This is a genomic window from Paenibacillus sp. FSL E2-0201 (genome assembly GCF_037963325.1).
Classification (GTDB): Bacteria; Bacillota; Bacilli; order Paenibacillales; family Paenibacillaceae; genus Paenibacillus_AQ.
This window is the reverse complement of record NZ_CP150154.1, coordinates 6,548,385-6,571,240: the sequence shown is the minus strand read 5'-3', so window position 1 is coordinate 6,571,240 and position 22,856 is coordinate 6,548,385. Positions and strand designations below refer to the sequence as shown.

General features: G+C 44.6%; 16 protein-coding genes. All 16 read left to right on the top strand.

Annotated features, from left to right (window positions below):
- Nucleotides 1-198 precede the first annotated feature (198 nt).
- Complete coding sequence (locus NSU15_RS29580) at nt 199-1,497, top strand: SLC13 family permease (protein ID WP_339288535.1); 1,299 nt, start codon at nt 199-201, stop codon at nt 1,495-1,497.
- A gap of 33 nt (nt 1,498-1,530) precedes the next feature.
- Nucleotides 1,531-2,688 (top strand): glycerate kinase, encoded by a 1,158-nt coding sequence (locus NSU15_RS29575; protein ID WP_339288533.1) that lies wholly within the window; start codon nt 1,531-1,533, stop codon nt 2,686-2,688.
- 139 nt (nt 2,689-2,827) lie between these two features.
- Nucleotides 2,828-3,862 carry a sugar diacid recognition domain-containing protein gene (locus tag NSU15_RS29570; protein WP_339288532.1) on the top strand — a complete coding sequence of 345 codons (1,035 nt, stop codon included), beginning with the start codon at nt 2,828-2,830 and terminating at the stop codon, nt 3,860-3,862.
- An 86-nt stretch (nt 3,863-3,948) separates the two neighbouring features.
- Nucleotides 3,949-5,304 carry an MFS transporter gene (locus tag NSU15_RS29565; RefSeq protein ID WP_339288531.1) on the top strand — a complete coding sequence of 452 codons (1,356 nt, stop codon included), beginning with the start codon at nt 3,949-3,951 and terminating at the stop codon, nt 5,302-5,304.
- Between the two features lie 67 nt (nt 5,305-5,371).
- Nucleotides 5,372-5,587, top strand: coding sequence for a hypothetical protein (locus NSU15_RS29560; RefSeq protein ID WP_042131542.1), 216 nt, complete (start codon nt 5,372-5,374; stop codon nt 5,585-5,587).
- Nucleotides 5,588-5,614: 27 nt separating this feature from the next.
- Nucleotides 5,615-6,301 (top strand): hypothetical protein, encoded by a 687-nt coding sequence (locus NSU15_RS29555; protein ID WP_042131541.1) that lies wholly within the window; start codon nt 5,615-5,617, stop codon nt 6,299-6,301.
- Nucleotides 6,298-7,500: a glutathionylspermidine synthase family protein gene (locus NSU15_RS29550; protein ID WP_339288530.1), complete on the top strand. Its 1,203-nt coding sequence runs from the start codon at nt 6,298-6,300 to the stop codon at nt 7,498-7,500. Before NSU15_RS29555 ends, NSU15_RS29550 begins: the two co-directional genes overlap by 4 nt.
- A gap of 39 nt (nt 7,501-7,539) precedes the next feature.
- Nucleotides 7,540-8,133 (top strand): signal peptide protein, encoded by a 594-nt coding sequence (locus NSU15_RS29545; protein WP_339291514.1) that lies wholly within the window; start codon nt 7,540-7,542, stop codon nt 8,131-8,133.
- Nucleotides 8,130-8,522 carry a DUF350 domain-containing protein gene (locus NSU15_RS29540; protein ID WP_042131538.1) on the top strand — a complete coding sequence of 131 codons (393 nt, stop codon included), beginning with the start codon at nt 8,130-8,132 and terminating at the stop codon, nt 8,520-8,522. Before NSU15_RS29545 ends, NSU15_RS29540 begins: the two co-directional genes overlap by 4 nt.
- A gap of 139 nt (nt 8,523-8,661) precedes the next feature.
- Nucleotides 8,662-9,675 carry an ion channel gene (locus tag NSU15_RS29535; RefSeq protein ID WP_339288529.1) on the top strand — a complete coding sequence of 338 codons (1,014 nt, stop codon included), beginning with the start codon at nt 8,662-8,664 and terminating at the stop codon, nt 9,673-9,675.
- Nucleotides 9,676-9,856: 181 nt separating this feature from the next.
- Nucleotides 9,857-14,911 (top strand): S-layer homology domain-containing protein, encoded by a 5,055-nt coding sequence (locus NSU15_RS29530; protein ID WP_339288528.1) that lies wholly within the window; start codon nt 9,857-9,859, stop codon nt 14,909-14,911.
- Nucleotides 14,912-15,068: 157 nt separating this feature from the next.
- Entirely contained in the window at nt 15,069-17,117 is a 2,049-nt protein-coding gene (locus tag NSU15_RS29525; RefSeq protein WP_339288526.1) for a catalase, read from the top strand.
- Nucleotides 17,118-17,290: 173 nt separating this feature from the next.
- Nucleotides 17,291-18,430 (top strand): glycosyl hydrolase family 8, encoded by a 1,140-nt coding sequence (locus tag NSU15_RS29520; RefSeq protein ID WP_339288524.1) that lies wholly within the window; start codon nt 17,291-17,293, stop codon nt 18,428-18,430.
- Between the two features lie 31 nt (nt 18,431-18,461).
- Nucleotides 18,462-20,012 (top strand): hypothetical protein, encoded by a 1,551-nt coding sequence (locus NSU15_RS29515; RefSeq protein WP_339288523.1) that lies wholly within the window; start codon nt 18,462-18,464, stop codon nt 20,010-20,012.
- Nucleotides 20,009-21,565, top strand: a complete 1,557-nt coding sequence (locus NSU15_RS29510) for a hypothetical protein (protein WP_339288521.1) — start codon at nt 20,009-20,011, stop codon at nt 21,563-21,565. Before NSU15_RS29515 ends, NSU15_RS29510 begins: the two co-directional genes overlap by 4 nt.
- A gap of 28 nt (nt 21,566-21,593) precedes the next feature.
- Nucleotides 21,594-22,844 (top strand): glycosyltransferase family 2 protein, encoded by a 1,251-nt coding sequence (locus tag NSU15_RS29505; protein WP_339288520.1) that lies wholly within the window; start codon nt 21,594-21,596, stop codon nt 22,842-22,844.
- The last annotated feature ends 12 nt before the right edge of the window (nt 22,845-22,856 follow it).

The following is a 22,856-nucleotide window of genomic DNA, read 5'->3' as shown; positions in this document are numbered from 1 at the left end:
TGATAAAAGACCAAGCTCTGGTGTACTGAAACCTAAGCTTGGTCTTTTTTTGTGTTCCGGACTTGTGCATTTGCACAAAAAAATAGGTTGTCCCGTCAATATAATTGGGTTTGTAAGCGCAGTATACTCAGTTTAGAAAGCGTTATCAAAACACACACTTTACAGTGTCATACTTTTATATTAAGGGGGCAACTAGAGATGGAAGGCACAGTAATTAACTGGATGGGCGCTGTTGCAGGATTGATATTAGCCGTCGTATTGATTTTCAAAAAGGTTAATCCGGTTTACGCACTCTTTTTAGGTGCAATTGCCGGAGGGATATTGGGCGGCGCTTCTATTGCGGAAACGGTACAGTATATTATCGATGGAACGAATAGTGTAATGGGTGCAGTTGTGCGTGTACTCGCAGCAGGTGTGCTGGCGGGGGTACTGATTGAATCAGGTGCAGCCGAACGAATGGCCGAGACCATCGTAGACAAGCTTGGTGAAAAGAAAGCCTTATTGTCTATAGCACTAGCAACTATGATTATTACAGCAGTTGGTGTATTCATCACGGTAGCGATCATTATCGTCGCTCCAATTGCTTTGTCCGTAGGCAAGAAAATCGGCATTTCCAAAACAGCTTTGCTACTCGCACTGGTCGGTGGCGGTAAAGCAGGTAATATTATTTCTCCAAACCCAAACACCATTGCCGTAGCGAAGGGCTTTGATGTGGATTTAGCTCAGGTTATGATCCATGGATTTATTCCAGCCGTTGCAGGTCTGATTGTTACTGTTATTATTGCTAATCTCTTGGTCAATAAAGGTGTGAAAATTGCAGACGGCGATGTTGTCACAAAAGAGGAAGATAATACTAAGGTTAAACCAAGCTTCGGCCGTGCTATCGTCGCTCCAGTTGTCGCTATTTTGCTTCTGGCCATTAATCCGGTCGGAAACATTCTGAATATCGAATTGCTGAAATCCTTTAAAGTTGACTCTATGATCATCTTGCCTCTTGCCGGTATCATTGGACTGATTGCTATGAAACAGACGAAGAACATCATTTCCTTTACAACATCCGGTTTGAATAAAATGACTGGTACAGCTATTATCCTGATTGGTGCCGGTGCCATCGCTGGTATTATCTCAAAGTCTGACTTGAGCGCTACGGTTGTTGATGCAATTACAGCTATGGGCATCTCCGGAACCTTCCTGGCTCCGATTGCAGGTATCTTGATGGCGGCCGCTACAGCGTCCACATCAACGGCTTCGATTGTGGCTGCCGGATCGTTCGGTCCCGCTATTCTATCTATGGGCACAGCACCGCTTAATGCGGCGATTATGGTGCACACCGGGGCTACAGTGATTGACCATCTGCCGCACGGTAACTTCTTCCACGTCACTGCTGATTCCGTTAAGATGAACATCAAGGACCGGATGTCACTGATTCCTTATGAAAGTCTCGTGGGTCTGACGATGGCTATCGTCGCTACTATACTATATGGCTTTATCCTATAACGATTATTTCGAACTAGAAGGGATGGATATTCTATGAAAAAAGATTTGGTTATCGTTCTGGCACCCGATTCTTTCAAAGAAAGCATGACAGCTAAAGAAGCTTGTGAAGCCATGGAAAGAGGCATTCATAAAGTGAATTCTAATATAAATTGTATTCATGTACCCATGGCTGACGGCGGTGAAGGAACAATGCAGTCCTTGGTCGATGCAACCGAAGGTACCGTTTATATTACTAAAGTTAAAGGCCCGCTCGGCAATGAAGTTAGCGCATCCTACGGAATTACAGGTGATGGATTGACGGGGGTTCTGGAAATGGCCAGTGCGAGCGGCATTCAGCTGGTGTCTCCTGAGACACGAAACCCTCTGATTACAACAACCTACGGCACAGGTCAATTAATTAAAGCTTGTCTCGACCGTGGGGTCCGTAAGCTGCTGATTGGTATCGGTGGCAGTGCCACTAATGATGGAGGCGCCGGTATGGTTCAAGCGTTGGGCGGCAGACTACTGGATGAAGAGGGGAATGAGCTGTTATTCGGCGGTGGTGAGCTCGGCAGATTAGCCAATATTGATCTGACTGGGTTTGACCCTCGTCTGAAGGATGTACAGGTTGAAGTAGCTTGTGATGTTACGAATCCCTTATGTGGCCCGACGGGTGCTTCGAGCGTGTTTGGCCCGCAAAAGGGTGCAACTTCAGAGATGATCAAACAGCTCGACAGCAACCTTCATCATTATGCGAGTGTTATCAAGGAACATCTAGGAATCGATATTAAGGAAATGCCTGGAGCTGGTGCAGCGGGCGGACTTGGCGCAGGACTGGTGGTATTCTTAAACGGAGTGTTAAAAAAGGGAATTGAGCTTGTTATTGACTACACCGGACTTGAAGAAAAGGTACAGCAGGCCGATATGGTGTGGACCGGGGAAGGAAGCATCGATTTCCAGACCCAATATGGCAAGACACCGCTAGGCGTTGCACAGGTCGCTAAGAAATATAATAAACCTGTGTTGGCCTTCGCTGGAAGGATCGGTGATCAGACGGAAGTGCTGTATGATAAAGGAATCGATGCTATTTTTGGCATCATGCCCGGTGCAGCTTCATTGGAGGATGCCCTGAAGCAAGGGCAAGAGAATCTGGAAAGAACCGCTGAGAACGTGGCACGGTTAATCATGCTGAAACAAGGCAGATCATTATAAAAAGCTGCGGAGAGATTTCACAACCTTATATTACTACGAGAAACGGTTATCGTCTTTTGAGGACGACAACCGTTTCTTCTTGTTTCTTTTTAAAGTAGAGGTTTTCTGAGTAGAATATACGGGAACAGGAGGGACAGACATGAAGATATCGAAATCACTGGCAGGACAAATCGCACAGGAAATGATGAGTGTAGTTCCTTATAACATTAATGTTATGGATGAGAACGGCTTTATTGTAGGGAGTGGAGATCTAAAACGGGTCGGGACCTTACATGAGGGAGCGAGAATAGCTATTCAAAGTGGGCATGTCTTTGAAGTATACGAAGACGGCGTTGGAATGAAGCCGGGGGTGAATGAACCCATTATTATAGATCATAAAGTTTTGGGTGTCGTGGGCATTACGGGACATCCGGATGAGGTTAGACCGTTTAGCAAGCTGGTCAGAGTTACTACTATATTACTTATAGAACAGGAAGCAAGGAATAAGCAGGAGCAGGATGACAGAGTAAGGCGTGTGAAATTTTATCATGAATTATCTTATCGTAAAGAGGCGTATGATCTTGAGTTTCTAGAGCGGGCGAGTAGCTATGGACTCGATCTCAAGAAGAAATGCTGGGCAATCCTAGTGGATGGAGACGTAAACGGGAAAGAGTTCAGAAATGTTTCTAGATCCTATCCGCATTACTGGAATTTGGAGAATGATAAGGCTGTGTTTTTTATCACGGATGGGTTTCTCTACAAAGAGCTGATAGGAAAACTTAGTGTGTGCGGTGATGTAAGACGCATTGGCTCTGGTGAGGCAGAAGAGCTAGCTGCTTATTCCCTTGAACAGGCACAGGCGGCCATTAATATTGGCAGTAGAGTCGATCCATTTAAGAAGCTCTACAACTATGCGGAACTCAAGTTTCTAATACACTTATCTTATGATGGGGATGAGCGGACCGGGACGATTTATGCTCCTCTAGATCAGTCGGGAGATAAGACGGGTCTGATTGAAACACTGCAAGTATTTATTGCGGAGAATGGAGATCATAATCGAACAGTCCAGAAGTTGAATATTCACCGAAATACACTGAATTACCGACTTAACCGCATTCATACATTGACGGGTAAAAATCCGCGCAACTATATAGATCTGTTCGAACTAGTGTGTGGATTGATGTGGCGTAAGTAATCCCTATTCTAATTGCCAACCTCTTTTTATAGGCATAAAATTAGTTTGGAACGTATTAGATAAATTAGGACAGGGATGGAATAAGAATGAATGAGAAAGTTGTAATGAATGATAAAATTGTCATGCCATTATGGACGATGTGCCTCTTTATTGTAGTGATGAATACAACGATGTTTAATGTATCGCTTCCAACCATTATTAAGGATCTCCAAATTTCTGCTGACCTAGGCTCATGGGTCATTTCCAGCTACTCGATTGGATATGCATTATCGACAGTTATTTATAGCCGATTATCCGACTTGATGCCGATTCGTAAGCTCTTGACCATTGGCTTAATTACGCTTGGACTGGCATCCGTGTTTGGATTGTTCGCACATGACTTTAAGTTACTATTAATCACGAGAATCGTGCAATCTGCGGGTGCCGGATCCATGGCTGGATTGGGTCTTGTACTCGCTAGCCGCTACGTTCCGATTGAAAGACGGGGTGCTGCAATTGCGATGATCTCGGCGGGTAGTGCAATGGCCTTTGGTTTGGGTCCTATTGTCGGAGGCGTCATCAGCCAGTACTTTGGCTGGAATGGATTGTTCGGCATTACTTGCCTTGTGCTTATCGTGCTGCCGGTACTGCTGCGGTTATTGCCTAAGGAGCAGCCACAGCCTGCAAGCTTTGACATCCTGGGAGCGGCGCTGACCGTTGTAAATGCGGCAAGTCTGCTGGTAGCCGTAACTACCCAGTCGCTTGTATGGCTAGCGGTGGGTGTAGTGTCTATTACCGTGCATGCCTTACATCTGAAGAAAGCCAAGGAATCGTTCATTAATCCGCAGCTGCTTACCATGCCAGGTTACTTGAAACTGGTTGCCGTAGGCTTTTGTATTCTGGTATTGAACTTAGGAAACTTGTTTCTGATGCCGCTTGCGCTCGCTAATCTGTTCGATAAGTCAGCGTTGATGATTGGTTTGTTTATCGCACCGGGCGCGTTAGTATCTGCATTTCTGACCCGTTATGTGGGACGGTTTATTGATCGATACGGTAATATACGCTTCCTAGTGATCGGACATTGTATACTTGCAGCCGTTATGGCTGTGTTTGCTCTGAATCTTTCTGTATCACCTGTAGTGCTACTGCTAGGTTATCTATGCTTCTCTCCCGCTTTCTCCGCTACGATGGCATCCTTAAACAATGAAGCTTCTATCGTTCTTCCGAGGACTTGGATCGGTTCGGGCATGGGGCTTTTACAACTGGTTCAATTCTTCGGAGGCTCTGTATCTGTTGCAGTCTGCGGGATTTTGCTGCATGCTCAGCGTGATATCTCTCCAGCAAAAGCATATCAGCATGTATACGGCGTGTTGCTCCTCGTTAGCTTGTGCTCGTTAGGAATTCTTCTTTTATATAGACGTTCTAATGCCAAGAACAAAGCTGGGCAGTCTACACACGCTTAGAACTGAAACGAAAAGGTAATAAAGACGTATCAGATGCTATAGCAGAACTTAGGAAGGAATGGTAATAATGGACAATGGGATGAATGTTATCTTATTTGAAAAAATGCCGGAAGGCGGGCTGCGAGTCATTGAGGAACGCACGTGGAGCATGAATATGATCGCAGCGCTAGAGCATGTCAATTATATTGTGGTGGGCAGTGTTGAATATGAAACGGTTGAAGGACGGCTGAATGTAGATGAAGGCAAGCTGGAGCTTCTGCTTGTTCCGATGCACACTGAATGATTGAGATAAAGGAAGGAGAACCTTGCGATGTCTAAAGATGAAAAGGATAAGGAACTTGCTGTATCCAAACTATTCACCTCTGATGGTAAGCCCATTCGAGTATTATCTACTTCGCTAGGCATAGCGTTGTTAGCGAATGCTATGTTTATTCCTGGCGGCGCAGGGGCTAGCGCAAATACTTCTGGAGATGAACCGCAGCTAGTGTCTTGGTCTACCGAAGAGGTTAAAGCCTATTTTGACAAAAATGTGGATTGGAATATTCCATATCCAGAAGGTGAACAAGAGGTAGAACAGGAAGGTCAGGGTGTTGTTACCAATAATGGGACGACGGTAGTGAATAACTATGGCGGTTATCATTCAGGTTTTGGCTGGGATGATTTACTGTTGTATCACATGTTGTTTAATAGTGGTGGTAACTACTCTTCCAGAGGGTGGTCTAAGGACCGTCCAACTTATTATGGTGGGACGAGAACAACTTATAAGCCGCCTACCTATAGTAGTGAGAAGTTCCAGAATAAGAAGGTTCCCGGATCTGTTGTGAAGCCCAAAACATCGACTTCCTCTACAGGCTCCATTACGAGAAGAGGTTCTTCATCAAAGAATGGAATCGGTGGCACTTCCAGCGGATTAAATTCATCGAAGAACTCTAAATCTAGCTCAGGCTCAAAGTCCTCTTCGAGATCAGGCTCAAGCAAGAGTGGTTTTGGCGGATGAGTGAGCAGCAGAGTGTATTTGAAATTCTAGATCAGTCTGAGCTTGAAAGAGGTCCGCGGGTCAAAGCGTTGTATGAGCTTGGGTTCACTTGGGCGGATCTTGAGGATGAAGAGTATTGGTTAGATGCAATTGCTGTAATGCGCAGGGACACTTATAAGGAGCTTGAAGAAGCCTCGTCAAAACTCTGGATCATCCTCGATAAGGCCGTTCGCTATGTACATCTAAAGCGCGATTTATATGAACTGCTTGGGATTCCCCCTGTACTTTGGGAGATGCTTGATGGATGTCCTATGCCAGAAGAAGGCTTTATTAGTCGGTATTCCAGATTCGACTTTGCCATAGCCCATGATGGGACGATTAAGCTACTTGAATTAAATGCGGATACCCCGACAGGTTATGTGGAAGCCTCGATAGCTACACCATGGATTTGTGAGCAAGCTGGTGTGCAGAGTCCAAATCAAGGGATGAAGGAACAAGTTGCGGCAGCTTGGCAGGTAGAACGTCCGGATACCGCAGCATGTGTCGCTTATGGATCTCATCTCGAAGATTCAGGTACGATTGAAGCATTAGTAAAGCACAGTGGTCTCGATATTCGGTGTGTGGATTGCCTTGATCTGTGGGTCGACAACGGAATTCTCAAGGATGGGGAGGACCGTGTGATTGAGCGGATGTTCGCCCTATATCCTAAAGAGTGGATGGCTGTTGATGAAGGTGGGGATGCCCTCGCTTATGCCGTAGAGCAAGGGAATCTTCAACTCTTTAACGGCCCTCACAGTATATTGCTCCAGTCCAAGGGGCTGGTTGCAGCGGTGTGGGGAATGTATGAGCTGGGTCTGCTATTCGATAAGGAAGAGCGAGAGACGATCTCGCGCTATATTTTGCCTACTTATAATAAGCCTGTATTCTCTGGAAACTTTGTGTCCAAATCTGTTTTTGGCCGTGAAGGAGGTTCGGTGCGCATGTTTGATGATAGTGGTGCGCTAGAGCTTGAAGATGAAGACGGTTATGACAGTAGTCAGCTTTTCCCTACTGTGTATCAAAAAAGAGCCGATTTAGCACAGATAACGACTTCAGAGGGTGAATTTCATCTGCTGACAGGCATGTTCGTGATTAACGGGAAGCCTTGTGGTATGCTCGGCCGAGCGGGTGGATTGATTACAGGCAATGCCAGTCATTTTATTGCGTTGGGAGTGAGATAATTGGATAAGAGCAAGAAAACCCGAATCGGAGTCTTATGTATGATGCTTTTGACGGTACTGCTGCTTAGCGCATGTTCCAGTAATCAGGGCAGTGTATTTGATTCAGGAACAGCTACAACTTCAGATAGTGTAGCAAGGGTACCGTGGGACTACCGGGTGGTAGAGAGTACCGTAGGGGATTTAATTGGGAGTGACATGACGGTTTTGCCTGATAATGAACTGCTTCCGAATGATGGGAATTATGCAACTGGCGATAAAATTTGGACGCTTCAGTTCATGGACGCCGAGCTAATCACGGACGCTGATCAAAAGAACGAAGTTCGTCTATCTTCATGGAGCACGATTAAGTCTTATGCAGATGAAAAAACAGCGGCAGAGGATCTTACCAATCTAAAAGTATCGGTAACGACTGATGTTGATCTTGTAGGGGTATACAAGACTAAATATAACGATAAGACAAGAAACTTTGCGGTGCTTGAACTCCCTTCAGGTAATCGGATTAAGCAGCCGATTGATGATGAACGTTATACAGCATTAGAGAAACAGAAAACCGCTTCCGTAGTCCTTGAGGAAGTACATGATTTTGCCGATTATGATTCGGCGTATGCGAAATTTCGGGGGTGGGCAAAGTGACGATGGTGGTTAATTTGGTTGTGAGTGTGTTTGTGATTATTCTTTTGCAAGTGTTAGGCATGGTGATTTTTGGTTTGATGACTCCGTTTAAAGATATGGAGGAGCTGAAGAAAGGCAATGTGGCTGTAGCCTTGGCTTTAGGCGGCAAGTTTCTGGCAACGGCTATTATTATTGGCGTAGCGGCGTATACGAATACCTCCATTCTGCACATGATCATTTGGTTTGCGGTAGGTTATGTGTGCTTGATAGCGGCTTATTGGATCTTTGAATTGGCAACCCCAACCTTTAAGATTTCAGAGCATCTGGAGAAAGGGAATGTGGCTGTAGGCACTATGCTTTGCTTGGTGTTTATTGGGACTGCATTTGCGGTCAGCAGTTTAATTGTTTAGTTCGAACTTGAAATAGGCTAAGGACAAAGGTTGCCCCGATCCATCCGTCGAGTGGCAGCCTATATTTCTCTCATAAACGCTTACTGTTCTTAAAGGACACCGAAGGCGTGTTAGCTTGATGTGAAGAAGGGGTGGGCAGATGCATTTGTTTCTGAGAATTTCCACCAAGATGATGCGGTTACGTAAACGGACGATAGGGTTAATCATTCTGATCTTTATAATTCTTAGTGCGTCGATTGCTTACCTGATCGAGCCGGGTACGTTTCACAGTTGGTTTAATGCATTTTATTGGGTTATGACAACGATGGCGACCGTAGGGTACGGGGATTATTTTGCAGAGACCGTAGTTGGAAAGCTATTTACCATGTTTCTATATATCTTTGGTATCGGCCTCCTCAGCTTGGTTATTGGTAAGGTCATTGACTCCATTGCGGAGGTGCAGAGAAGGAGAGGAGCGGGAACGTTGAGCTTTCGTGGAAAGGATCATGTGATTCTAATTAATTGGAGTAAGAAAGCACAAGCTGCCGTAGAGGAGATTCTATGCTATTCGCCAAAATGCCATATTGTCATCATTGATGAGACAGGAAGTCATCCTCTGGAGCATATGGATCAAGTTCACTTTATAAGCGGTGATGCCTCCAGTGATGAGATTCTTCTTAAGGCTAACATCCATGAAGCAAGAGCAGCCATTGTGTTCGGGGACACAAGGATTGATGAAGCATCGCTGATCGACGGCAAATCTTTGTTAATTGCCTCTAGTATTGAGCGAATTGCGCCACAAGTACATACGACTGTAGAAATAATGCAAGAGAAGAATATACAGAATTTCAGGCATGTCAAGGTAAACGAGTTCGTGCTTTCACATGATGCCATTTCTAGACTGGCTGTTCGTTCTGCGCTCCAAGAGGGCAACTCTGAGGTGATAACGCAGCTGCTGAGCCGTAAATATGGTGATGATATTTATGAGATTCCATTGAATAATTCATGGAAGACTTATGGGGACGCGTTTCAGAACCTGCTCTTGCAAGGCGCAACCTTATTAGCGGATCGTAGCGACCTAAGTATTAATCGAAAGCTGGATCAGGCTATTCCTAAGGATGCTAGATTGTATGTTGTTTCCGATGAAGAGACGTATCGTAGGATTAAGGGTTAGACCAGAAATAAACGGATTAGGCGGATTTTCGGAAGCTGAGGCTTCGCGGGATTCCGCCTTTTTTGATAAAATGTGACTTATTTCACTGTTAAAATTGTTTTCTGTTCAGATTTTGTTCAGATACCCTCCTTATTATGGTTTATTATGTCCTAAGAACTATACTAGGGAGGATAAATACAGAATGGATGGAAAAATATTTAAGAAAATAGTTGGTATTTTGTTGTCTGTAGTGCTGTTGGCAGGCCCAATGCTACAGACTTTCGGCATAGTACAAGCTGCCGATGCATCATCTGGTAAAACTTATTTTACGGACACCGATAATTGGGGTGGGGGTCCGTTAGGCACGGAAGCAGCCGATGGTGACATGGACGTGGATATTAAGAATCAGAACAAAACAACCGCGGATAACTATAGTAAGTATCCGATTGAGTTTAAGATCAAGGATGTTGCTAAGCTTCCGACGCAGAGCGCTAATATGCTGATTCGGGCTTACGATGTGGATGAGATCGCATCACTAACAAAAACGGGTTCAAATGGTGAATGGGATAGAGTATATTTCTCCAAAAATCCTGCTGATATTGCACTTGTAAACCCTTATACAGCTTGGCAAACTTCTGGTAAATGGAAAACATCTGTCGCCGCTTCCGGTGTAGGTACTGGTGGACAGGGTTATCTAAAAGAGATAACTCAAAGCGCTTATTTAGGAACGCTTTCAGGGCAAGATTCGAAATGGAATACAACGGTATTGCCTTTCAAAAAAGAGGATCTTGGCAAAATTGGCCTAGGCGATAATTATGTGGGCTTGTCGATTCATCATTATTTTAATGATAAAGAGAGCCGGGATTCAGTGGTCCCTAATACCAACTGGACCATGAAGGTGGATTGGGCCCAGCTTGTTATTGATGGTGGTGAACGGCAGACCGGAGAGATCGAAAATGTAGGGATTAAGGTAGAGAATGGAAAGATCACTCTGGATACCAGCTTTATTCCTAAGCTACCGGGTAAAGATTATTCCATGGAAGTAAGCGTTGTTGAGAAGAGAGAGTTTGACGGCGAGTTAATCGATAAGAACGTAGGGCTCGATAAAAAGCTGTTTGAAGAGCCAACTGCTGGACAAGAGCAGACTTGGAAAACTGAATTTACGGACAGTACGTTTAGTCCGTCTAAAGAATACACGGTAAATGTGATTCTCTTTGATGACCGTGGAGGTGGAACTAGCGGAGAAAAATATACAAATCCGGGCGAAGCTCAGCATATTTATACTTTTTCAACCTTCGATCCGGTGGCGAAGGATATTACCAAGGCAGGGTTGCAATATGAGCCAACAGCCTTTAATGCCAATGAATTTTCCGGCAAATACTATCAAATTAATGGTAATGCCTATGGTTCTAAGCTGCAGAAGGTAAGGATTGTTACACTGCCGGATGCTGAAAAAGGCCAATTAGTATTAAATGAAACGGCAGTAAAAGCCGGTGATGAAATTTCGGTGAATGATCTTGGGCAATTAACCTTTGTTCCAGTGACTACCGGTTTTACTGGGAATATTGATTTTAAATGGAATGGGTATGATGGCTCGAAATACGGGGCGGTGGATGCTGTAGTTACGCTTACAGCAACGGCAGCACCAACAGTGGGTCATATTGAGAAGTCGAGTCAGAAAGGAAATATTGTTCCTTTTATTGCCAAAGACTTCACGGATAAATTGGTAAACAGCAAGAACGATCCGCTTACTAAGGTCAAGATCATTACTGTTCCAGCGGAAGGTCAAGGTAAGCTTGTTTACCGTGTAGGTAATGGACCTGAACAGACGGTGACTCCGGGAGTTGAGATCAGCGCGGCAGATCTGGCCAGTCTGTCCTTTATTCCGACAGCGGAGACCACGGGTACAGTGGCTTTCCAATGGAATGGCACAGATGGCAAGCAATACGCGAAGGAAAGTAAGAATGTTACAATCACCATCAATGCGCCACCAGTAGTCGCAGATATTCATAAGACAGGTGCTCATGGAGCTGCTATTCCTTTTACAACAGATGATTTCGCAAATGTCTATAAGGATGATAATAGTAATCTGAGCACGGTAAGGATCACTCTTCCAGCAGACTTTGCTGCTAATGGGCAGTTGTATTATAACAATACGGTGACAGAAGCAGTCTATCTTGAGCCAGGTATTCCAGCGGTTCTGAGTAAAGCTGATCTGGGCAGTCTTACCTTTGTTCCAGATACTAAACTGGCTGAAGGTACAGAAGTGAAATTCAAGTGGGAAGGGTATGATGGTCAGGTATACTCTGAGAATCTTGCCGAGGTCATCATTACTTATAATGGACTGCCGGTGGCTAATGCACTGAGCGTAGAAGGAAACGAGGGTGTGCCTTCCCTTACTGTTGTACTGAAGGGGACTGACCGCGAAACGGTTACAGGTCTTACGTACGGCATTGCTACACCTCCACTGAAGGGAATATTAACACCTGCTGATCCAGGCAATCCGGCAGGAGATACATGGATTTACACGCCAAACTCTGATTTCATTTCGGGTAAAGACAGCTTCACTTATGTTGTGACCGATGCTGACGGACAGACAAGTCCTGTTGAAGCAACCGTGAAGATTGAACTTCATAAAGCACTGAATGGATGGGTTGGTAATAAGAAACAAGGTGATCCAACTATCGTAAAAGCGATACAAGGTCAACCGCTTAAACTGTCGGCAGTGAGCTCGCTTGCGGCTGAGAAGGTAACGGCGAATGTTGCTGATACTTCCGTGACTTTGACTTTAGCTAATCCGCTTACTTACGAGACTGACGGATTTAAGCAATGGGAATACACCACGTTTGTATTGCCTTTGAATACCCCAGCGAATAGCTATGCAGTTTCATTTAGCGCTTGGGGTGCAGGTGATGCTCCGTTAGCTGGTGAAGGGGCGGATAAGCTGATAGACAACAACTATCAGGTGGTTCAAACGGAATTGATATTGAGTGCAAATCCAGAACGCATTTTGGGTGACGGTAAGGCTACAACAGAGTTGACTGCCGTCCTCAAAGACAGTAATGGAAACCCAATCAAGGGGATTGAAGTGGTCTTTACTGCAGCTGTTGGTGGATTTGTAGGTAGTGATCGCGCAGTGACCGATGACAACGGTATTGCGAAGGTAACTTATCATTCTGCACAAATCACAGGGGTTAGCGAGCAGAATATACCTGTTCAGGCTAATGTGAACAATGCCGAGCATGGTCTATTAGCTAAGAGTGAGATTACTATTACATTCTTGCCAGCTTCGATTCAGGGCTTTATTACAACGGGGGGATCTAACACTCCTGTAGCAAGTGCTCAAGTACGAGCTACCCTTGATTTGAACGGTGATGGCAAAATTGAGCCTGGTGTGGACTTCATTGAGAATATCGTGACCGATGAGAAGGGTGCGTATTATCTAGTCGTGCCTAAAGGCGATGCCAAATATGAGCTGGAGATTACACAAACGGTTGACGTGGGCGGTGTACCTACGGCAGTTACGTATAAACAGTATGCAAAAGTGGGACAAGTAACGGGTTCAGGAGACGAGAACTTCGAATCGGAGAAGACGCTGACAGGTCTGGTGCTCTTCAAACAGACGAACGGTCAATCTTCCTTGCTGAACTCCGAATGGCTTGGACATGCTAGTGTATTTTTAAAACAGCAAGATGGCAGCTATGTATCGGAGAATGGTAAACCTAAGGCTTTCCCACTACAGGCGCAGGGCGTATTTAATGCAGAGGGCCTTGCTGTAGGTCAGTATGAGCTTGAAGTGCGATACGAACTGGAATCTGGAAAATCTATTGTAGTCAGCCGTAATACAATAGCTGTAACCGCCGCTGGTGAATTGAATATTTCACAGTCTCTGGTTGATCCTTATGGTACGATCACTGACGCTGTAACTGGTCATGTCATTGAGGGCGCAAAAGTGATGCTGCATTACGCGGATACTCCACGGAATGTTAGTAAAGGTTTGACTCCGAATGCGGAGGTTACATTGCCTGTGATTGCAGGATTTGCACCGAATGATAATGCGAGTCCGAAACAGTTGAGCGATAGTAATGGTTTCTATGCTTACATGGTCTATCCAGATACCGATTATTACTTGATGGTGACGAATGAGGGATATATTAATTATAAGAGTCCTGTTCTTTCTGTGGGTACAGATATTGTGCGGCATGATGTACAGCTTCAGCCAGTGCCTAACACTTCTGGTGTTACTCCATCGACTTCGAACGATCTGGCAGTAAAAGTAGCACTTACTCTCTCTGTAGAGAAGAACACAGTGAAGGAAAATGAGCAGTCACCGATTACAGTAGTTTACAAGAACGATTCGTCCGCTGTATCGGCAACAGGTGAGGTTAAGATTACTCTTCCTGACGGCGTAGTTGTTGTAGATGCTGCTGGCGGAACGGTTACGGGTAACGTAATCGTATGGAAAGTAACGAATATAGGTGTGGGCAAGGGCGGTAGCTTTACTCCTGTTGTAAAGTGGCCATTGATCGATGCTGCAGAGGTCGCCTTAACGGTACCGGGAGAGTTTATCTCCGGGCAATCCTCTGCTAAGGCATTGGTGAAGGTAAATATCTACTCCGATCGTTTTGGAGAACTGAAGCATTACCGTTATATTTTAGGATACCCGGATAAGGAGTTTAAGCTAAATGGCTCTCTAACACGGGCAGAACTGGCTGCAATTGTAGCTAGACTAACGGAGAATGAGACTATTACTTATGCTCTTCCTTACAGCGATATCCGTGTGGGGCATTGGGCAACCAATTATATCCGCATTGCTGTGAAGAACGGGTATTTCACAGGAGATCCGAGCGGGTTGTTCCGTCCGGACGCACTTGTAACCAGAGGAGAGTTAGCTTCGGTTATGGCTCGTTTCCTGAAACTTGAGACAGGCGCACCGGCGGTGACACATTTCACGGATACTTCTGGTCATTGGTCAGGCAATGCGATTGAAGCATTGTATAACGGAAAGTTTCTAACGGGTTATCCGGATGGAACCTTCAAGCCGAAGAATGCAATCACTCGTGTCGAAGCGGTAACCCTGATTAATCGTATGCTGTATCGCGGACCGTTGAAAGGTTTGGCACTGCTATTCCCGGATGTTGCAGAAGACCATTGGGGCTTCGGTGATGTACAGGAAGCTACGTTCTCTCATGAAGCGGTTCGTAATGGAGATGGAAGTGAGAAATGGCTTCGGGCCCTTAGTGATGGTGTGAAATAAGAAGTACAAAAATAGGAAATAAGCTGATTCACTGAGACAAGGTCGTGTTTAGTGCCAAGTGGGTGCTAGATACGACCTTTTTTTGTTTGCCAATCTTTCCTTAAGGGTAAGAGATACATGACAATATTTACTTTACCTTCGGAAGGAGCCATTGTTAATGAGTGAACATCAAAAAGTGAACGAAAACAGCAAGAATGAGCAACTGGAACAGTTTCGCAGTAAGGATGAAGGTCACACCTTAACAACGAACCAGGGTTTAAAAGTATCAGAGGACGAGTTCTCCTTAAAGGCGGGTGATCGGGGCCCAACCTTACTGGAAGACTTTCATTTCCGGGAAAAAATGACGCATTTCGATCATGAGCGAATCCCTGAGAGAATTGTGCATGCACGTGGATTTGCTGCTCATGGTGAGTTTGAAGTATATAAATCACTGAAAGAATATACGAAGGCGAAATTCCTTCAAGATCCTTCCGTGAAGACACCGGTGTTTGTCCGATTCTCGACGGTAGCCGGATCACGGGGATCAGCTGAGACAGTGCGGGATGCCCGCGGATTCTCTACCAAATTCTATACTGAGGAAGGGAATTACGATTTAGTAGGAAATAATATGCCCGTCTTTTTTATCCAGGATGCGATCAAGTTCCCAGATTTAGTACATGCGCTTAAGCCTGAGCCGCACAATGAAATGCCTCAGGCGGCATCGGCTCACGATACCTTTTGGGATTTTATAGCCAATAACCAAGAATCGGCCCATATGGCAATGTGGCTGATGTCGGACCGTGCTATTCCACGTAGCTTCAGAATGATGGAAGGGTTTGGGGTGCATACTTTCAGGTTGATTAATGAGCAAGGAAAAGCCCATTTTGTTAAATTCCACTGGAAACCGGTGCTCGGTGTACACTCTTTGGTGTGGGACGAAGCTCAGAAAATATCAGGTGCGGACCCTGACTTTCATCGCCGTGATTTATGGGAATCGATTGAAGCCGGCAACTTTCCGGAATACGAGTTGGGCATTCAGCTTCTAAGTGAAGAAGATGAATTTAAGTTTGATTTTGACGTGCTGGATCCTACAAAGCTATGGCCAGAGGAAGATGTACCTGTACAGATTGTTGGGAAAATGACCTTGAACCGCAACGTGGATAATGTCTTCGCCGAAACGGAGCAGGTAGCTTTCCACCCTGGACATGTGGTTCCAGGCATCGATTTCACCAATGATCCACTGCTTCAGGGCAGATTGTTCTCTTATACGGATACTCAGCTAATTCGGCTTGGCGGTCCTAACTTCCATGAGTTGCCGATCAATAGACCGGTATGTCCTTTCCATAACAATCAGCGTGACGGGTATGGACGGCAGACGATTAATCAGGGTTCAGTGAGCTATCATAATAATTCGCTTGCTAACAATACGCCTGCACCTGCAACAGAGGCTGAAGGTGGTTATGTACATTATCAGGAGAAGGTTGAGGGCCGTAAGGTGCGTAGCCGGAGCAAAAGCTTTGAAGACCATTTTTCACAAGCTAAGCTGTTCTGGAACAGCATGAGTGCTCCAGAAAAAACGCATATTATTGAAGCCTATTCATTCGAGCTCGGGAAGGTAAAGAGTAAGTCTGTCCGGCAGCAGGTTGTAGATATGCTCGCGAACGTTACGTTAGAGCTTGCTGTGCCTGTAGCAGAAGCTATTGGGGCGACGCCACCAAAAACAAGCGGTTCCGAGGTAGCTCAAATCTCCCCGGCACTAAGTCAGGCAAATACGAAGAAGCACCCAAACACACGTAAAATAGGTGTGATTATAGGCGGCAGATTTGATGAAGACTTGGTGATGCCTGTTCTGGATACGCTTATGAGAGCCGGGATCCAGCCGGAAATAATCAGTGATAAGCTTGGATTTATTAAAGGCTCGAAAGGGACAGAGCTTGAAGTTATTCATACCTTATCCACTACAGATTCGGTGCTCTTTGATGCAATCTATGCAGCTGGTGGAAATTCGGAACATAAGAAATTCCATAAAGATACAGCGCAATTCCTGAACCAAGCCTATTCTCACTTTAAGCCCATCGCGGTGACTACTGAAAATGCTAAACTACTTGAAACGGCCGAGCATAGAAGCAGTCCGGGTGTAATCATTGGAGATGGCGGAGAGGTGTTCGCTGCCAGCCTTGTCGCGGCAATTACTGCCCATCGTTTTTGGGAACGTATGAATGAATAAATAACTGATACAGAGGGGATATCCCGCTCGCCAAAGGCGTAAGGATATCTCTTTTTTGTCTAAGGATAGATACATAACGCTCACAGTTTGATTTAACATTTTGTTGTATATTACCGTTATAGATAATACTAGGCAGTAAGCAGAATAGGAGAATATTAAAGGGAGGTGATCACTTGAGGAAAAAAATTATTGCTGCACTAGCGATATTTGCAGGCATTTTAGGGTTAACGGCATGCGAAAAAACGGCAGTACCGAATCCGTCCAATAGTGTTCATACTAATTCTCCAGCTCCAGTAGATTCGGAAAATGATACTAAGGTAACCCAGACACAGGAAGTAACTAACTTAGAGCAGTTTATTACCTCAAAACTCACAGGTGAGTACGGTGTATATACTAATTTTATTGAAACAGATCAGTCGGCGGAAGCGGCGAGTGGACACGAGGTTCTGAGTGAATCGGCATCTCTCCGGATGCTGGCAGCTGTGCGTAGCGGCCAACAAGAGAGATTTGCAGAGCAATGGCAACTGGCTAAGCAAACCTTTGATATGAACAGCGGTTTCAGCTACCGTTACAGTCCCAAACAGCAGAAGCTATACCCCTTGAATGCTGCCGTTGATGATTTGCGCATGATTCGAGCTCTTTATGAGGCGGGCGAAAAGTTTAGTGATACACAATATACAGCTGAAGCGGATAAATATGGCGAAAGATTCTACGATTATAATGTAAAAAATGAGAAGCTTTATGATTTCTACGATATGGAATATTCTTCAACAAACACATTCGTCACTTTGTGTTATATTAATTTGGGCACTTTGCGAAAATTGTCGATTCCTAGCCAATTTAGCAAGAAGCTGACGAATGATATGAACGTAATATTGGAAAACGGATATTTATCGGATCAATTCCCCTTTTATGAGACACGGTTTAATTATGAGACCGGAAAATATAGCTCAGAAAACATCAATACAGTAGAGTCGCTTTTATCCATTCTAGCCTTAGTAGAGGTAGATCAGGAGAAATCCACCAGCATTGATTTTATCAAGCAACAGGTCGAAGCTGGAACGTTGTATGGGCAATATTCGAGAGAAGGTAAGCCGCTGAATGATATCCGTTCTACAGCCATTTATGCCATAACAGCTATGATTGGCGCAGAAATCGGCGATGAATCGCTCTACCATAAAAGTATCGAAAGAATGAACGAGTTCAGAGTAACAGATGTGGGTAGCCCACTGTACGGAGGATTCGGCGATGTGGCTAGCGGCCAAGCCTACTCCTTTGACAACCTGATGGCACTACTGGCCTATGTCTATTAACTTAAACCTAATGTATTGAAGGTGAACCTGCATGATGGACAACACGGTGAAAACACCTCTAAGGCAAAGCATAACACTTGCTAATTTTTCGGTTTCTCCTGCATTTCTTGCTGCATTTGGAGTGCTGCTTATTACCGTCATCGCGCTGTTCACAGCTCCGTATGTCGGAATGGCGGATAACGGTGACTTTTTCCGTAGCATTTATAGTAATGGCCTCTATTTCAATCTGCCGGATTATGATAGTCAGTACTTTGGTTATTTTGTGAAGCAATACGGGATCTTTCAATATTTTAATGAGAATGGTGCAATGTTATTTTCCTCTCAGTCCTTATTTATCAAGCTGGCTATAGGACTTAACAAGTTGTTCTTCAGCAGTGAGGTATTCGACATCCGCTTTCAAGCGGCGATTTATACGATTCTATATGTAGTCGCAATTTACTTATTAATAGAGGCTATTACATGGAAGATGTCCCGAAAACAGGGATTCATCATCGCAGGTATTGCTATTTTTATATTCGGAGATACCGGTTATACGGCTTATTTTAACTCCTTTTACGGCGAAAGCGTTGTGATGATCACGATGATCTTCATGTTCGCTTCATGGCTGATGTTATATCAAAAAAGATTCAATGACTACGCGATGCTGGCCTTATTCGTAATTAGTACGTTGATCCTGACTACTTCTAAGCAGCAGAATGCTCCAGTGGGTATGATCATTGCTCTACTGGGCTGTTCACTTCTTTGGATTCGCAGAGATAAGATCTTCCGCATCCTTACGATGGCGTCTCTTGCTCTGATGCTGTTCGCAGGTGTGTTCACGTATTTGAATATTTCAAACGAGTTCGTAAACATTAACCAATTCCATGCTATGACCCGAGGGGTGCTGAAGGAATCACCAGATCCAGAGGCTGCTTTAAAAGCGTTAGGGATGGATGAGCAATACGCCATTCTGAAGAACAGCATTCATTATGAGAAGTACGTGACCATAGACGTAAATTCACCACTTCTCGAAGAGAATTTCTACAGTCGGTATGGATTTGTATCCATTCTTAAATATTATTTAACGAATCCGGACCAGCTTAACTCGATTCTTAATGTGGCCGCTCAAAGTGCATTCTCAATCAAACCAGCAGCCATGGGGAACTACGAGCAATCCGTTGGAAAGGAATTTCGAGCACAGAGCCACTTTTTCACCGGATATAGTCAACTGAAATTAACGCTGGCCCCGCGAACCTTTGGGTTTATTTTCCTGTGGATGGTGCTTGTTATCGGTCTCTATATGCCTTCCTTTGTAAAAGCGATCAAGTCCCGTGATTTCAGAGGTATGCAACGATTGGTATTGATAGTCGCTTCGATGGGCATTGGGCTTTCAGGTATTTTTGTATCGATTATCGGGGCAGGCGATGCCGATATTTCCAAGCATGAGTTCTTATTTACATTATCCTTTGATTTAGTCACTTTTCTGACCCTATCCAGTGTGATTGGGCGCAGAGTTTCTAAAAACAGCAATCAGGTTAAGCAGGTTAGCAAGAACATCCCTTCTAGCCCGTATACAAAGCCTCAAAAGGATGTGAGTATGTGAGCATCAGAGGAGTCTTAAACAGTATATTGCTACTGACGTTGACCCTGACAGCCCTGCTGGTTCCCGTTACACCTGTTCAATCTGCAGCTACGCCACAGCAGGTTCTACTGCTCTATGACAGCCTCGCTAAGGGCACAACGAAGGAAGGTAACGTGACTGAACTTCAGCGACTGCTGGCGTCCTATTCTATCAAGGTAACGCTTAAGGGTCTGGATCAATATGAACAAGGGATGCTGGATCATTACTCCAAAGTGATCATGGTCCGTAACGCAGCGGATATTTTGATTACTAATAAATTTTATGTAGAGGATTGGGAGCATTATCAGGGACAGTATTTACATATCGGATACAGCCCTCCAGCCTCGCTGAAAAAGAAGCTACAGTTAACCACTGATGTGATATATGACGGGAATGCGGATCTCCAGATCGGGGAGTTTTCGGAAATTCCAATTCAGGTACAGGATATGCTCTATATTGCCGGGAGTCAGGGGACAGAGTCACTCGGAAAGCTATCCTTCCAGGAAGATGGCCTGCAAGCACCCTATGCTGTGAGTAAAGGGGATGATGCGTATGTTCCGTATTTTGAACAAGGGAATGTCAGTGCGTTGGCAATGGCGTATGTTCTGAAAGACTGGCTTCATATCACGTCAACGCCTAAAGTGTATTTGGCGATCAAGGAGATCTATCCCTTCTCTGATCTGGAACTGCTGACAGAGACTGCGGAGCGGCTGTATCAAGTGGGGATTCCTTTTCTCGCAAGTATACGACCCGTGTTCAGCAATACTGATTATCCGGCAATGCAGCGTTATTTGGTAGCTATCAAAAGAGTGCAATCGAATAATGGCAGCATTCTGGTTAATGCCCCTGTTGCGATGCATTCAACGAGTACTAGTAATATGGATCATTCACTTCAGGCGAAAATGAACGCGTTTATTAATCTGTTGGTGCACAACAAAATTGGGCCGCTTGGAATCGGAGCACAGATGCACTGGGCGTATGACAAGGAATACTCGGAGGCGGGGATGGGGTTTTTCGATTCCGTGATACTGTATCCGGATGAAAATGTTGACTATATGGAGCAGAGCGACACCTCTAAGTCCTTTCCATCCTCTTTGTATAGTGTGCCGGTTGATTTTTTGCAGGGTCTGCAGACATCCAATAATGTGATGCCAGAACTGCCGATGGACACGGTAATCACTGTGGATATGCCTAAGGATAAGGAAGAGCTTGAGGAACTGCTGAAGACGTTGGAACAATACTGGGTTTCTTTTGCAGATTATAAGCAAGAGAGGCATCAGGTTGTTACTGACGTCAATATGATCACTTCATCAGAAGGGACGATATCTATTAATGGACAGCCCTTAAGTCTAAACTATACGCCAGAAACGGTGGATAGCGATTATCGATATACAGAAGAGCAGAAGAAGAGCTTTACTACGCTTTTTAATATACAGAATCAATTCTTTATAGTTGCCATAATGATCTCTCTGCTGCTATTTGGCGGATTAATGATCATCGGATACCGAATGTATAGGAAAAAGTATTTGAAATGAGACAACTAATCGTGATTTGGAGGATCCTATGACGATTTCAGACATACTGATGGTGATTGCAGTGATCTGTATCTGGTCTCTGCTGCTGGTAAATGTGACCCTCATTATCGCAGGCTATTTATATTACATTAAATCTGAAAATGAGGAAATACCAGAGATAGCGGGCGAATATCCTTTGGTTTCAATTATGGTTCCTGCTCACAATGAGGGGGTAGTAATCTGTAAGACAGTGGAGTCTCTGCTAGCGCTTGATTATCCGGATGATCGATATGAGATTATTGTGATTAATGATAATTCTTCTGATAACAGTGCTGAACTACTGGCGGGTATCCAAAATCGAAATCCGGGTCGCCAGCTGATCGTTATTAATACAGATTCGATTACGGGTGGCAAAGGCAAATCGAATGCGCTGAATATAGGCTTCACTCATTGCAAAGGGCAGTTAATTGCGATTTATGATGCAGACAACACTCCGGAAAAAACGGCTCTACGCTATCTGGTTGCTGAGATCATGAATGATTCTAGCCTCGGAGCGGTAATTGGTAAATTTAGAACCCGTAACCGTAATGCAAGCCTACTTACCCGGTTTATTAATATTGAGACGTTATCTTTTCAATGGATGGCGCAAGCAGGACGCTGGAAGTTGTTCAAGCTATGCACCATCCCCGGCACTAATTTTATTATGCGCAGGTCTATTGTAGAAAGTATCGGCGGCTGGGATGTTAAAGCAATAGCCGAGGATACAGAAATCAGCTTCAGAATTTATATGATGGGTTATCGGATCAAGTTCCAGCCGAAATCCGTCACCTGGGAGCAGGAGCCTCAGACCTTAAAAGTCTGGTTCAAGCAGCGAACGCGCTGGGCCAAGGGCAATATCTATGTCATTGTCAAAAATATCCCCCTGCTTTTCGATAAATCCGCTGCTAAAGTCCGATTCGATATTCTTTACTTTCTAGCCATTTACTTCTTATTGCTGCTGTCGTTAATCACCTCCGATGTGCTGCTCATCCTGCATGCTTTGGGCTATGTACATACTACTATTGCTGGGCTTAGTAACTTTCTATGGTTGCTCGCCATTATTCTGTTCGTTGTAGGTACTTTTATAACGTTGACGACAGAGAAGGGCGAGATGAGCTTGTCCAATTTATGGATCGTAATGTTGATGTACATCTCCTATTGTCAGCTGTGGATGGTTGTCGCTGCTTACGGATTATATCTTTATGCCAAAGACCTCATCTTCAAAAGAGAAGCAAAGTGGTATAAGACTGAGCGCTATTAATAACGAACAAAG